This is a genomic window from Acidiphilium sp. 20-67-58 (assembly GCF_002255515.1).
In the GTDB taxonomy this organism is placed as follows: Bacteria; Pseudomonadota; Alphaproteobacteria; order Acetobacterales; family Acetobacteraceae; genus Acidiphilium.
On sequence record NZ_NCAS01000028.1, the window covers coordinates 1 to 13,301 of the forward strand.

The window sequence follows — 13,301 nt, forward strand, 5'->3', positions numbered from 1 at the left end:
TGTCGTTCAGCCAGAAAAGTTCCGCCATGTTCCAAGTCCTCCAAACAGACTTGAATCAGACGCCCCGTAGTCATGGCAATAGGTACAGAACCTAGAGCATCATCCGATCAGATGGAATCATCTAATCGGATAAAGATGCTCTGTTTATCAATGTGATAGAGCACTACATCCGATCCGAAAGGATCGGAAAGTGCTCTAGCCGGTCGCGCGCTTGATGAAACCGGGTTCGCCTGGCGGGTCGGCGAAGGTTTCCACGATGTCGGTGACATCGGCGAGCGGCGGGCCGCGGCGGCAGGCGCGCAGCAATTCCTCGACGGCCGGCGCATCGCCGGCGACCAGCGCCTCGAGCGTGCCGTCCACCCGGTTGCGGACCCAGCCGGCAAGGGCCAGGCGGCGGGCGCGCGTCACCATCCAGTCGCGGAAGCCGACGCCCTGGACATGGCCCGACAGAATGAGATGCTTCGCGATCATCGCTGCGCCAGTGCGACGAAGCGGGCGGCGGTCACGATGTCGTCGCCGATCCGCGCGCGGCGCGCGACCGCCTCGGCATCCTCGCCCCAGAGACGCTCCTGCCAGAGCTCGTCGAGTGCCGCGCAATCATGCGCGGCCAGCGGCGCCAGCGCACCCTCGGCGACGGCGAGGCCGAGCACGAGGCTGCCGAGGGCCGGCACGGTCACGCCAAGCCCGGCAAGGCTCCAGGCATCGTGCCTGGCGAGCGCCTGATCGAGTGCCCCGATCGCCTCGGCCGGCTGGCCGATCGCGGTGATGCCGGCGGTGACGGCGAGGTGCGCCCCGAGCGTGCTCTGCGCCCAGTCGAGCCAGGGTTGCCAGAGCCTCGCCTGTTCGTCGACGAGCCCCTCCGGCGCGGTGGCGCGGTAGCAGAGCAGGTCGCTCCGCCCGTAGGCGAGCAGGCTGGCGCGGACGGCTCCGGTGTCCGGTGCGATCCGCTCCACCGTTGTGCCGGCGAGGCGGGTCAGCGGCAGATCGTCGGGGCGGACCTCGTCATTCTCGCCGGGGGCGTCCCATTCCGCGGCGATGGCGCGGGCGAGGCGCTCTGTCGGCACGGTGAGCGGGCTGCCGCCGGGCAGGCGCACCGGCCGGCCGTCGAGCGTCACGCCGAACCCGCCCTCCATCTCCGCCAGCCCGGTACATTTCCAGATGCGTTTCATTGTCCCGGCGCCATCAGTGGAACAACGATTGCAGCAGGTTCTGCGGTCCGCCCACCGCGCCGGGGGGCTTGGCGCTGCCGGTTGTCGCGCCGCTGTTCCCGCCGGCGGCAAGCCCCATCGTGGTCGGGGCCGGGCCGGGATGGCCCATCCGCGCGAGCGCCAGCGCGGTCGTGCAGCCTTGCGGGCGCGCGCTGCGCCGGGTGAGCCCGAGCTGGCGGGTGAGCCGGCCGAACAGGGTCTGCCCGCCGCCGATCCGCTGGCCGGCGGCGGCAATCGCCTGTGCGTAATCGCCGGCCGGCGCCGCGCCGGTCACTGGCCGGCCGAGCGTCCCGGTGACCGCGAGCGGGATCGGCGTCGCCGCGCCGCCGACCGTGGTCTGCGGCTTCAGCACGACGTTCAGCCCCTCGGTCGCGAGGTTGACGCTGCCGCCGCCGGTCATGAACAGGCGGCTCGAATCGAGGGTGAGCGCGCGGATGCGGGCGAGGCCGTCGGCCGCGTCGATCCGGGTCGCGAAGCAGCGCAGCTGGACCGGGCCCTGCGCGCCGGCAAGCCCTGCCGGCAGGCCGGCGGTGGCCAGCAGGTGATCGAGCAACGCGCCGTCGATCTCGCCGTTCACCGTGGAGATGCCGAGCGCGCCGTTCAGGGTCGCGGCGATGTCATGCGGCGTCGAGCCGGCGCCGGCGAGATTGGCGTAGAGCTGCACCGTCGCCGAGGCGGAGCCGGGCTCGCCGAGCAGCCGGAGCAGCGGCCCGAGGCGGAAGGCCGGCGCCTGTTCGACGAGGCGGATCGAGGGCGGATTGCTGGTGGCGTTCACCATCAGCGCGCCGGAGACCGGCCCGCCCGGCAGCTCGCCGCTGATCGGCCGCACCGTCAGCACGCCGTTGCGCAGCAGCGCATGCGCGCTGAGCGCGCGGTAATCGGCCCCGGCATAGGTGAGCTTGTCGATCGTCAGTTCGACATTGCCATCCGCGGCGCGCAGCAGGTTGAAGGGCAGCGGCGAGGTGGGGATGATCAGTCCGTTCGCGGCAGGGTTTGCCGATGCGGGTGCAGGGGAGGGCGCAGGCGTGGTCTGGCTGGCCGGCGCTGCGCCCGGGGCGGTCGCCGCCGGGGATGGCGGCCGCGCGGCGCGGAGCAGCGCCGACAGGTCGATCCGCGAGGCATGGATCACCGCCTGCAGGTCCGGCCGGGAGCCGATTGTCAGGCTGAAGGCCCCGCCGAACTGCCCCTGCGTCGCACTGACCGCGAGGCTGTTGAGCGCCACCGCACGGGTCAGGCTCTGGCCGCCGGGATCGGTCAGCAGGCCGGAAATGCCGATATTGGTCCAGGCCGGCAGGGGCGTGCCGGCGAGGTCGGACAGTTTCGCGAGATTGGGGATGGTCGCGCTGAGTTTCATCGCGACGCCGGCGAGTTTCGAGGGCGAGGCCATGCCGCCGGCGACGTTGAACAGCGCCTTGCCGACGCGGGCGGCGGCGCTGATCGCGAAACGCTCGGTGGGCCCGCCCGGCTGCGGCGGGCTGGGCGCCACGCCCAGCGCGGCATCGAGCACCGGGCCGAACGGGCCGGCCTTGCCTTCAAGCCCGACCTGGCTGCCCTGGTAGCTGCCCGCCAGTGCCACATTCACCGCCCGGTCGAGCGCCGGCAGGGTGATGTTGACCGAGCGCAGCGACAGGCCCTTGCGCCAGGCGGTGAGGTCGGACGTGCCGGCCGTGAGGCTGACATGGGTGACCGCCGGAACCTGACCCTCGACCGGCGAGCCGAGATCCGCCCTGAGATCGACCGTTCGCAGCGGCGGCAGGTCGGCCCGCGCGGCGGTGGGCAGATAGGCGGCGAGCGGCGCGAGATCCGGCGCCGTCGCGTGCAGGTGCAACGCATAGCCGTCCGCCTTGCGGGGATGCGCGATCCGGCCGGTGATGTGCAGCTGCGCGCCCTGGCCGCTCACGGTCAGGTCCACCGGCCATGCCGCGCCGCCGGCCGCACCACCGGTCAGCCGCGAAACCGGACCCGTGGTGCCGGACACGCTGAACGGCGTGCCGTTATACTGGGCGTTGACCGAGAGCTGAAGCGGCGCATCCAGCGAGGCGGCGCTGCCGCTGAACCGCGCGATGTGCAGCACGGTGGGGCTCTGCGCCGTGAGGGCGGCCGGCGCGCCGCCGCTCAGCGGCACGAGCACGGTGGAGGGGTGATAGGTGATGGTGCCGTTCTCGATCGAGACCGATTGCAGGGCGATGCCCGCGCCGTTGCCCGGCTGGCCCGCCGCGCCGCCTGTCGTGCCCGGCGTCGCGCCGCCCGCTCCCCCGGCGGGGCCGATCTCCCAGTTCGGCGTGCCGGTCGGCCCGTATTCGAGGTTGATGACCGGATCGACCAGAACGAGATCGAGGATGTTGAGCTGGTGGCGCAGCAGCGGCAGCAGCGCCACCTTGGCCTCGATCCGCCGCAGCGTCGCGAAATCGGCGTCGGCATAGCCGGGCGGGTTGGCGATGGTGATGCCGGTGGCGGAGATCGTCGGCACCAGCGACAGGTTCATCCGCAGCCGGCCATCGATGGTGACCGGCCGGTGCAGCGCCCGCTCGGCGGCGGCGATCACCTGCGGCTTGTAGCTGTTCGGATCGAAGCTCGCGAGGAATAGGCCGATGACCGCGAGCGGTGCCAGAATGACGATCGCGACTGCGATGACCGCGACGCGCCGGAAGGTCCGTCTTGCCTGCATGACGACCCGGATACGCCAAAACCGCGATCGTTGCGAGGGCAGAGCGCCCGGATTGCGCTGAATTCAGAACCCGAACATGTGATCGAATGAAAACGCGCCGCGGCCGAGGCCCGCACCGTCATGCTTGCCATGATAGCCGAACAGCCGGCAGGTCGCATCGCGGATGATGACATAGCCGCCGGCGGCGCGGGCCAGCGCCTCGGCGCCGAAGATCCGCCAGGGCTCGACGATGGCCGAGCCGGAGCAGGCGATGGCGAGGTTTTGCTCCGCCACCAGGCGGCCTTCGGCATCGTGCAGCATCAGCACGGTGGCCGAATGCGGATGCCAGGCGGCGGAGGCGGGATAGGTCAGCACGCAGAAGCTCGGCCGCGCCGCGCTGCCGAGATCGAGGAACAGCCGGGTCGAGAGGCCGGGCGGCGGGCCGGAATAGGATTGCGGCTCGCCCTTCCACGTCATGATCGTGTTGAACACATGCGCGCCGAAGCTGGTCTCGGCGGCGTGCGAGCCGTCCCGCGCCTCGTAGCGGAACAGCCCGTGCAGCCAGCCATCCGCCTCGCCGCCCTCGGTGAAGTCATAGACCAGTTCGCCATGGCCGCCCTCCGGCAGCGCGTCCGCCGGCAGTACCTCGTCGAGATCGATGGCGCATGCATGGTCCCGCTTCAGCGTGCCGGGCCGGTGCTCGGCGACCTTGCTGCCGTCGGGGGCGAAAATATCGAGCCGGAGCGGCAGCGTCGTCTGGGTGTGGGCCATCGGCGTCGGCAGCGCGACCGAGCGGAACCGCTCCCGCGGCAGGATCGGGAAGGGGAGCAGAAACCCGCGGCCAAGCAGCGGCGAGAGGCTGATGATGCCCGGATCGGGGCGGAGATCGGCGCGTTCAACATTCATGTGGGCGATGCGGGTGCGCCCGGCGCGCACGACTTCATAGCGCGGGCGGACCACATGGCGGCCGGCGCGCAGCTCGATCTGCGCCGGCCAGCGCAGCCCGGGCAGCAATTCGGCGACGTCGATGGCCCGCGTCGCGAAGGGGGCGATCGGTTCGGCCAGCGCGACCGGCGCCTCGGCGCCCATCCGGTCGAGGCTGATGGCGCCGGCGGGGATCGGCACGGCGTGGCTGTTCTGCAGCCAGAGGATCACCGTCTCGTCCTCGCGCGGGGCGGGCAGGCCGGCGAAGCGCTCGGAGGGCCAGGCATTGGCGTCGTGGGTGCAGGACAGGCTCGCCCCGTTGCCGGCGGCATGGGTGTCGAGGGCGTATTTCACCACGTCGTGCCCGGCGACGCCGATGGCGTGGATGAAGAGCTGGCCGGTGAACGGGCCGAGCCCGTGGGCGCGGCGCAGCGCGGCGCTGTCGATGCGGATGCTGCCGGCATGGTCGGGCAGTTCGCGCTCGAATTCGGCGAGCACCGCGCCGGCGGCGTCGAACAGGCGGCACCACAGGCGCACGCCCCGCGCGCCGTAGCCGTGCCAGTAATTCGCGGTGACGAGGCTGGTCGTCATCGCATCATCGTCGCGGAAGAAGGCGAAATTGGTCGCGAAATTCAGCGGGTCGAGATAGCGGCGGCGATTGGTCAGCAGCCGGTCGGGCAGGCGCACCTCGTCGAGGGTGAGGATGTCGGCGCCGGGAAGCAGTCCGGCCAGCCGCTCGGCCAGGCGGTGCGCGTCGAAAGCGGCGATCAGCACGGTGGCGGGGGCAGCGGCGACGAGGTCGGTCAGCGGCCTCGTGGTGAAGCCGCCGCGGCGCTCGCCGACCGCCAACGTGTCATGCACATGGACGGAATCGACCGGAAACGCCGGCGCCAGGGCGCGCAGCGGCGCAAAGATGCGCTCGGGATCGTAGACCGCGACCGGGCCGGCGGCGGCGAGGCGGGCGGCGAGGCGCTCCAGCGCCGCGGCGGCCAGCGGATGCGCCAGCGCCTTGTAGACCGCGTTGCCACCGCGGACATTGTCGAACGTGTCGATCTCGAGCATCGAAGTCAGACTCCCAGCATCCGGCGCAGTTCGGCGGCGGCCATCGGCGTGTCGTTCAGCGCCGAGGCGTTCCAGCTCTGCAGCCGGCCATCGAAGTTCCGGGCGCGGCCGCAGGCGACCATGTCGTCCATGAAGGCGCCGATGCGGGTGGATTTGCCGGGCAGGCGCGCGATCATCACCGGCGCGTCGGTGGCCACCGCCTCGGAGACCATCGAGACGGAATCCCCCGTCACCACGATCGCGTCGGCGACGGCGAGCATGCCGAAATAGGGGTTCTCGCCCTGCATGTCCCAGATCCAGGCGCCGCGCGGGCGCAGCGCCTCTTCGAGGATGGCGCGGGCGGCGGGCTCGGTGCGGCGCGAGGGGGTGAGCATCAGCCCGACCCGGTCGCGGTCCATCATCCGGGCCAGTTGTTCGGCGAGGGTGCGCGCTGCCGCGGTATCGAGCCGGTAGCGGCCGTTGGAGCCGCCGACCAGCACGGCGACGAGGGGGCGGGGCAACCCGGCGAAATGCGGCGCCCAGAGCGCGCGTTCGAGGGCGAGGCGCTCGGGGGTGACGCGGTGCAGCGCGGTGCGGGTGACGATGACGTTCGGGCCGGTCAGCCCGTCATGCTTCGCGGCCACCACGGCGTCGAACCGCCCGGCGTCCATGCGCGGGTGCTGGATGATCACGGCCGGCAGATCCGGCCGGCGCAGCGTGGCCAGCACGCGGGCGGCAGCACCGCCGGCGCCGAGCATCAGGTCGCCTTCCGGCGGGGCGAGGGCGGCGGCATCGATCGCGCAGCGCGGATCGGGCCAGAGCATCGGCGAGAACAGGGTCCAGGGCCGCTTCGGCGCGATGACGCGGAAGTCGGTCCGGAATCCGGCCGCCTCCGCGAGGCCGAGAGCCTGGGAGCGGAGACCGGCGAGGTCGATGCACAGGACGCGGGCGGTGACCGGAGCGGCCTGTCCGTCGGCGATGGCATGGGGTGCGGCCATGAGAGTCGGCGCGGCTTGCATCGCGGCGTTTTCGGGCCAGCGCGACATTTCGTCAACACACGTCGAACGGTTGCGAGTTTTTCATCTCTGGGTAGAGTGGGGCCATGGCGATACCGGCCCCGATGAAAGCCCGCCGCGTTCGGCCAGAACGGCCGTTGCCGCCGCGATGAGCGGGGTGGCGTCCCTGCCGCGCTTCGAAGTGCGGCTCACGCCGCCCGACCTTGCGCCGTGGCTCGCGGGCAATACGGGACTCCGCGGCTTCACCACCTTCGCCGCCGCCGCCGCCGGGCCGCATGTGATGGTGCTGTGCCTGATGCACGGCAACGAGATCGCCGGCGCGGTGGTGCTTGATGCGCTGCTGCGCGAGGGGTTGCGGCCGGCCTGCGGCCGGCTGACGCTCGGCTTCGTCAATATCGACGCCTATCGACGGTTCGATCGGGACAATCCGGTTGCCTCCCGCTTCGTCGACGAGGATCTGAACCGGGTGTGGGACGAGGCGACGCTGGAGGGGCCGCGCCGCTCCGTCGAACTCGACCGCGCCCGCGAGATCTGGCCGCTGATCGCCGGGGCGGATCTGGTGATCGACCTGCATTCGATGCTCTGGCCGTCCGACCCGCTGGTGCTGTGCGGCCAGGGGGCGCGCGGCCGGGCGCTGGCGATGGCGATGGGCACGCCGGCGCTGGTGGTCGCCGATGGCGGCCATGCCGGCGGGCGCAGGCTGATCGACCATCCGCGCTTCCTTGCCCCGGCAGGCGATGCCGCGGCGGTGCTGGTCGAGGCCGGGCAGCACTGGCAGGAGGATACGGTGCGGCAGATGCGCGCAAGTGTGGACGCGGTGCTGGCCCATGCCGGCATGATCGGGAAGGTGGCGCCCTGCGCGGCGCCGCGCTTCGCCGAGGTCTCGCGGGTGGTGACCGCCAATACCGGCCGCTTCGCCTTCGTCCGCCCGTTCCGCGGCGGCGAGGTGATCCGCCGGCGGGACACGCTGCTGGCGCGCGACGGTACGGCGGAAATCCGCACCCCGCACGATGACTGCCTGCTGATCATGCCGAGCCTGCGAACCGGCCGTGGGCATACCGCCATCCGGCTCGCGCGCTTCGCCGAACCCGCCTGACCGGCGGGCGGGCTGGAGCATCATCCGATCCGAAAGGATCGGAAACTGCTCTATTCCTCCGTGCCCTCGTCCATCCCCTGCCGGCGCCGTGCCTCGGCCTCGGCCTGCAGCCGGCGAAAGCTGCGGTGGCTGAAGGGCAGCATCCCGAGATAGGCGAGCACCAGCAGCGACAGGCCGAGCCATGGGTCGGCCAGCAGCACCGCGGCGGCGACGATCACCCCGAGCAGGATGGCGATGACGTGTTGCGGCGGCACCTTGAAGTTCTTGAAGTTCCAGACCGCCAGGGTCGAGATGCAGAGCAGCGCGGTGCCGGTCAGCACCACAGCACTCAGCTCCGGCGCCTGGGCCAGCCGGTCGAGCCGGTCGCCGCCATGCCGAGCCGCCTCCAGGCCGAGATAGATCGGCAGCAGCGCGATCGCTGCGCCCGCCGGCGCCGGCACGCCGGTGAAGAAATTCGCGGCGAAGCGGAACACCGGCAGATGGCCATCCGCCTCGCGCGGCAGCGCGTCGATCGCCGCGTTGAAGCGGGCGAGTCGCAGCGCCATGCAGGCGGTATAGACGAGCGGCGGCAGATAGCCGAACGCGCCCCATTCGCTGAGCGACCACAAATAAAGCACCAGTGCCGGGGCAATCCCGAAGCAGAGGAAATCCGACAGGCTGTCGAACTCCGCGCCGAAGCGGGACGTGGCCTTGAGCAGCCGGGCCAGCCGGCCATCAAGCCCGTCGATCACGCCGGCGACGGCGATGGCGATCACCGCGGCGCCGAAGCGTTGTTCGAGGGCGAAGCGGATCGCGCTGAATCCCACGCAGAGGCCCGACAGGGTCAGCAAATTCGGCAGCATGCGGTTGAAGCTCATGCCGCGCAGGCGGGGGCGGCGCGGCGGGCGGCGCCGGGGGAGGGCGAAGAGCGGCGGCTTTTCCGCCCCGCTCATGCGCCGCCTTGCGCGGCGGCGGGGGGCAGCAGCCCCATCACCGTCTCGCCGCCGACCATGCGCTGGCCGACCGCGACCAGGGGCAGCGTGCCGGGTGGCAGATAGAGATCGGTGCGGCTGCCGAAACGGATGATGCCGAAGCGCGCGCCGGTTTCGACGCGGTCGCCCTCATGCACGTCGCACAGGATGCGCCGCGCGATCAGCCCGGCGATCTGCACCACCGCGATCTCGGCGCCGGATTCGAGCCGGATGGCGAGGGCGTTGCGCTCGTTCTCCTCGGCCTCCTTCGCCGCCGCGTTCACGAACTTGCCGTGCCGGTAGGAGATGCGGGTGACGATCCCGGCCATCGGCACGCGGTTCACATGCACGTCCAGCACCGAGAGGAAGATGGCGATGCGTGGCATCGGGACCGCCGGCAGGCCGAGTTCGGGCGGCGGCAGCGCCTCGTCGACGATGACGACGCGGCCATCCGCCGGGGCCAGCAGCGCATCCGGCCGGGCGGGCGGCACGCGCGCCGGATCGCGGAAGAAATAGAGGCAGAACAGCGCGAAGAGCGCGCCGAGCCAGGCCAGCCAGCCGGCGCCGGTGAGCAGGCCGAGCAGGAAAACGGCCAGGCCGGCGGCGATGAAGGGCCGTCCGGCGCGGTGCGGCGGCACCAGGGCGGCGCGCAGGGAGTCGATGATGTCCATGCCCGGGTTATGGCGAGCGGCGCGGAGCCTTGCAAGAACGCCCTTCGGCGTTGATGCGCCACGCCCTTCCACATCAATTAGGCCACGCCTCTCGGGATCAATTAGGGCACGCCTTTCGAGGCCAATAAGGCACGCCTTTCGGCGTGGGACGGCTCAGCTCGTGCCGGCCGGTGCTGTGGACTTCGCCGGTGCGGCGGGTGCGGCCTTCATGCCGGGGGATTGCGGCAGCAGGAAGCGCTGGCCGGGATAGACCAGGTTGGGGTCGCGGATGCTGGCCTCGTTCGCCCGGTAGATCATGGTGTAGTCGGTGCCGCGGCCATAGACGCGGCGGGCGATCAGCCACAGGCATTCGCCGCGCGCGACGACGACCTCGTGCGGCACCAGCTTGCCGAGCGGGCGCGGGGCATAGGCGGTCTTCATCTCGCCGATGACGCCGCCCTTGGCGTCCTGTGCCTTCAGGCTGAATGTCCCGGGCTTAGTCGGCATCTGGCCGATTTTCATCGTCCAGCGGCCATCGGCGCCGGCGGTCGCGCTGCCGAGCGTCTTGCCGTCGAGCGAGAGCGAGACGGTGGCGCCGGGTTTCGCCGTGCCGGCGATCACCGCCTTGCCGCTGGCGCCGTAATCGACCGAGCCGATGCCGAGCGTGCCGGGTGCGGGGCCTTGCCCGCTCAGGACGCGGGAGGGCTTGCTGCCATTGCCGGCGAGCACGGCCAGCGGCCCCTCGTTCGGCGCCGCGGGCACGGCGACGGTGACGTCGCGCCGGCTCGTCCGCGTGCCGCCGCCCGGTGTCGCCTCGGCCAGGGCGAGCTGCTGGCCGCCGGCCGGCAGCGGATGGTCGGTGACGAAGGCGAAACTGCCCGAACTGTCCGCCTTGACGGTGCCGATCGTCCGCCCGTTGGCGGTGATGGTGACGGTCGCACCCGGTGCCGCGTGGCCGGCGATCACCGCATTGCCGCCGGCATCGACCCGCACCGTGTCGAAGCGCGGTGCGGCGGGGGGCGCGGGCGTTGCCGGCGCGGCGGGGGCGGCGGCGGGCGCGGTTGCCGCCGCGGGGGGAGCGGTTTCGGGTTTGCGGTGGTTGCTCAGCACCACGAGGCCGAGCACCGCGCAGAGGCCGAGCGCGCCGATCGCAGCGCCCGGCAGCCAGCCGGGCAGCCGCGCACGCGTGCCATCGTTATCGCTGCTGGGAGTCTCGTTTGTGGGCATGTGGAAAACTCTCGATCCCGGTCGCTTGCCTGACGTGCGTTATCCTGCCACGAGGGCAGGCATCTCGAAAGGTTCTGCGGGTTATTCTCGATCATGAGTCACATTTCGGTCACGGTATTTTGCGGATCATCCCCCGGCGCGACACCTGATTACCTCGCGGCGGCGCGGGATCTCGGCGCGGGGCTGGCCGCGCGGGGCATGACGCTGGTCTTCGGCGGCGGCAATGTCGGGCTGATGGGGGCGACGGCCGGGGCCGCGCTCGGCGCCGGTGGTGCTGTCACCGGCATCATCCCCGATTTCCTGCGCGCCCGCGAGGTCGAGTTTCCCGGCCTCACCGAGCTGATCGTCACCGACACGATGCACACCCGCAAGCGGCGGATGTTCGCGCGGGCGGATGCGTTCGTCGTGCTGCCCGGCGGGCTCGGCACGCTGGACGAGCTGATGGAGATCCTCACCTGGAAGCAGCTCGGCCGCCATGCCAAGCCGATCCTGCTGATCGACATTCGTGGCTGGGCCAGCCGGGTGGCGGCGCTGATCGATGGCGTGATCGAGGATGGGTTCGCCCGGCCGCCGGTGCGCGAGCTGTTCGAGACCGTGCCGGACGTGGCGGCCGCGCTCGCCCGGCTCGAAACCTATTCAGAGTCGGTGAACGGCGCCTCGTCGCTCGGCAATCTGTAATCCTCGCTGAACCAGCGGCCGAGATCGACCGCGCGGCACCGCGCCGAGCAGAACGGGCGGTGCGCAAGCTGCGCCGCCTGGCCGCAGATCGGGCACGCGCCGGCGGGTTTGCGGCGGGGGTGGCTTGGCAGAGCCTTTTCGTCGGTCATGGCGGCAACTCGTGCAGCGGTGGGCGGATGCGCGGGCGGCTGATCTCGGCGAAGCCGAGTGCCGAGAAGCCGAGCAGGCGCGGGCGGAGCGGATCGCGCGCGAGGGCGGCGGCGAGGTCGGGGGCGAGTTTCGGCCGGACGGCGGGTTTCATCCCGGCGAAATCGACCAGGATCGCGCCGGCGAGATTGCGCAGGAGGATCTGCCGGGCGAGTTCGGGGATGATCGCGCGGTTGAGCCGCAGCTGCGCGCCCGGCTTGTCGCCCCGCTCGGCGGTGGCGGCACCGGCGTCGATATCGATCGCGGTGAGCGCCGGCGTCGGGCAGACCGTGCCGCGGGCGCCCTGCGGCAGCGCAAAGACCGGCTCGGCGAGCGCGGCGATCTCCTCCTCCACCGGGGCGAGGCTCGCCGGATCATGCGCGACCCCCTCATGCGCCGCCCGCAGCAGGGCAACGAGTTCCCAGTCATCGGCGAGGATCGGCGCGGCCGGATGCAGGGCGCGGAACTCGGCGATCGGGCCGGGGCCGCGGGCGAGCAGGCCGGGCTTCGCGCCGGGTGCGACGTCTTGCGCCAGCGCGAGGCGCGGCCCCTTGCCGCCCTGGGGGGCGCGGGTGATGCGGACCGCGACGGCATCGCCCTCGGCGAGGCTCTTGCCACCCGCGCTGTCAGGCAGGAAGCCCGATCCGTCGCCGAGATCGACGAACACGCCGCCGAGTGCTGAGGCGCGGGCGGTGATCCGGCCGGAGCAGAGATCGCCGACGCCATCCGGCGCGTCAGGCCGCCAGCGCGTGTAGCCGGCGAGGGTGCCGGATTCGGTCAGCACGAGATGCACGGTGCCGCCGCGCAGCCCGGCGCGGATGACCGCGTTCATGGCCGCCAGCCGAGGCCGCGCAGCAGGTTCAGCGTTTCGTGCAGGGGCAGGCCGACCACGCCGGAATGGGAGCCGGCGAGAAAATCGACGAACCCCGCCGCCCGCCCCTGGATCGCATAGCCGCCCGCCTTGCCGCGCCACTCGAAGCTGGCGAGATAGGCGTCCGCACTCTCGCGGTCGAGCCTGGCGAAGCCGACGGTGGTCATCACGTTGCGCGCGACGATGCGCCCGTCCGGCCCGCGCACGGCGACGGCGGAATACACCCGGTGGCGGCGGCCGGACAGCAGGTCGAGGCAGCGGCGCGCCTCGGCATCGGTTTCGGTTTTCGGCAGGATGCGACCGCCGAGGGCGACGACGGTATCGGCGGCGATGACGAAGGCGCCCGGCACGGTGACGGAAGCGAGCTTCTCCGCCGCCATCCGCGCGGCATAGAGCCGGGGCGATTCAGCCTTGTGCGGGGTTTCGTCGATATCGGGGGAGATCACCGAATCGGGGATGATGCCAAGCTGCCGGAGCAGGTCGAGCCTGCGGGGGCTCGACGAGGCCAGGATCAGGTTGGCCATGCGGCGATCCGGCTTACTTGAAGCGGAAGGTGATCCGGCCCTTGGTCAGATCATAGGGCGTCATTTCGACGTTGACGCGGTCGCCGGCCAGCACGCGGATGCGGTTCTTGCGCATCTTGCCGCTCGTATGGGCGAGAATGACGTGGTCGTTGTCGAGTTTCACCCGGAACATCGCGTTCGGGAGCAGCTCCGCGACGGTGCCGCTGAACTCGATCATGTCTTCTTTTGACATCAAACCTCGATAAAAATTTGCAACATGCGGTCCAAATGAGCCGATGGCGCG

Annotated in this window: 14 protein-coding genes; 2 read left to right on the forward strand and 12 right to left on the reverse strand. The window is 71.4% G+C overall.

Annotation, left to right across the window (positions count from 1 at the left end; all coding sequences use genetic code 11):
- Positions 1 to 195: 195 nt before the first annotated feature.
- The 5 genes from B7Z76_RS11700 to B7Z76_RS11720 form a co-directional block, all read right to left on the reverse strand.
- Positions 196 to 471: an acylphosphatase gene (locus B7Z76_RS11700; protein ID WP_174503766.1), complete on the reverse strand. Its 276-nt coding sequence runs from the start codon at positions 469 to 471 to the stop codon at positions 196 to 198.
- Positions 468 to 1,169 (reverse strand): ATP12 family chaperone protein, encoded by a 702-nt coding sequence (locus B7Z76_RS11705; RefSeq protein WP_174503767.1) that lies wholly within the window; start codon positions 1,167 to 1,169, stop codon positions 468 to 470. The genes B7Z76_RS11700 and B7Z76_RS11705 overlap by 4 nt, the downstream gene beginning before the upstream one ends.
- 13 nt (positions 1,170 to 1,182) lie before the next feature.
- Positions 1,183 to 3,876: an AsmA family protein gene (locus B7Z76_RS11710; protein WP_291344113.1), complete on the reverse strand. Its 2,694-nt coding sequence runs from the start codon at positions 3,874 to 3,876 to the stop codon at positions 1,183 to 1,185.
- A 63-nt stretch (positions 3,877 to 3,939) separates the two neighbouring features.
- Positions 3,940 to 5,841, reverse strand: a complete 1,902-nt coding sequence (locus B7Z76_RS11715) for a hypothetical protein (protein WP_174503769.1) — start codon at positions 5,839 to 5,841, stop codon at positions 3,940 to 3,942.
- A 5-nt stretch (positions 5,842 to 5,846) separates the two neighbouring features.
- Positions 5,847 to 6,866, reverse strand: a complete 1,020-nt coding sequence (locus tag B7Z76_RS11720; RefSeq protein WP_291344116.1) for a mitochondrial fission ELM1 family protein — start codon at positions 6,864 to 6,866, stop codon at positions 5,847 to 5,849.
- A 118-nt stretch (positions 6,867 to 6,984) separates the two neighbouring features.
- Here B7Z76_RS11720 and B7Z76_RS11725 point away from each other — a divergent pair, with 118 nt between their 5' ends.
- Positions 6,985 to 7,932 carry a succinylglutamate desuccinylase/aspartoacylase family protein gene (locus B7Z76_RS11725; protein WP_174503771.1) on the forward strand — a complete coding sequence of 316 codons (948 nt, stop codon included), beginning with the start codon at positions 6,985 to 6,987 and terminating at the stop codon, positions 7,930 to 7,932.
- A 50-nt stretch (positions 7,933 to 7,982) separates the two neighbouring features.
- On the opposite strand, the gene B7Z76_RS11730 is transcribed toward B7Z76_RS11725, so the two are convergent.
- The 3 genes from B7Z76_RS11730 to B7Z76_RS11740 form a co-directional block, all read right to left on the reverse strand.
- On the reverse strand, positions 7,983 to 8,864 hold the full coding sequence (locus B7Z76_RS11730; RefSeq protein WP_174503772.1) for a phosphatidylcholine/phosphatidylserine synthase: 882 nt from the start codon (positions 8,862 to 8,864) through the stop codon (positions 7,983 to 7,985).
- A complete protein-coding gene (locus B7Z76_RS11735) occupies positions 8,861 to 9,553 on the reverse strand; it encodes a phosphatidylserine decarboxylase (RefSeq protein ID WP_174503773.1) in 693 nt (230 codons plus the stop codon). The genes B7Z76_RS11730 and B7Z76_RS11735 overlap by 4 nt, the downstream gene beginning before the upstream one ends.
- Before the next feature lie 153 nt (positions 9,554 to 9,706).
- Positions 9,707 to 10,759, reverse strand: coding sequence for an Ig-like domain-containing protein (locus B7Z76_RS11740; RefSeq protein WP_174503774.1), 1,053 nt, complete (start codon positions 10,757 to 10,759; stop codon positions 9,707 to 9,709).
- Between the two features lie 93 nt (positions 10,760 to 10,852).
- Between B7Z76_RS11740 and B7Z76_RS11745 the strand changes: the two genes are divergently transcribed.
- Complete coding sequence (locus tag B7Z76_RS11745; protein WP_174503775.1) at positions 10,853 to 11,437, forward strand: TIGR00730 family Rossman fold protein; 585 nt, start codon at positions 10,853 to 10,855, stop codon at positions 11,435 to 11,437.
- On the opposite strand, the gene B7Z76_RS11750 is transcribed toward B7Z76_RS11745, so the two are convergent.
- Genes B7Z76_RS11750 through infA form a run of 4 tightly spaced genes read right to left on the reverse strand, consistent with a single transcriptional unit; the run spans position 11,392 to position 13,250 of the window.
- Positions 11,392 to 11,586 (reverse strand): DNA gyrase inhibitor YacG, encoded by a 195-nt coding sequence (locus B7Z76_RS11750; protein WP_174503776.1) that lies wholly within the window; start codon positions 11,584 to 11,586, stop codon positions 11,392 to 11,394. The genes B7Z76_RS11745 and B7Z76_RS11750 overlap by 46 nt on opposite strands.
- Entirely contained in the window at positions 11,583 to 12,455 is an 873-nt protein-coding gene (locus B7Z76_RS11755; protein ID WP_174503777.1) for a ribonuclease E/G, read from the reverse strand. Before B7Z76_RS11755 ends, B7Z76_RS11750 begins: the two co-directional genes overlap by 4 nt.
- A complete protein-coding gene (locus B7Z76_RS11760; RefSeq protein ID WP_174503778.1) occupies positions 12,452 to 13,018 on the reverse strand; it encodes a nucleoside triphosphate pyrophosphatase in 567 nt (188 codons plus the stop codon). The genes B7Z76_RS11755 and B7Z76_RS11760 overlap by 4 nt, the downstream gene beginning before the upstream one ends.
- A 13-nt stretch (positions 13,019 to 13,031) precedes the next feature.
- Complete coding sequence (gene infA / locus B7Z76_RS11765; RefSeq protein WP_174503779.1) at positions 13,032 to 13,250, reverse strand: translation initiation factor IF-1; 219 nt, start codon at positions 13,248 to 13,250, stop codon at positions 13,032 to 13,034.
- Positions 13,251 to 13,301 lie beyond the last annotated feature (51 nt).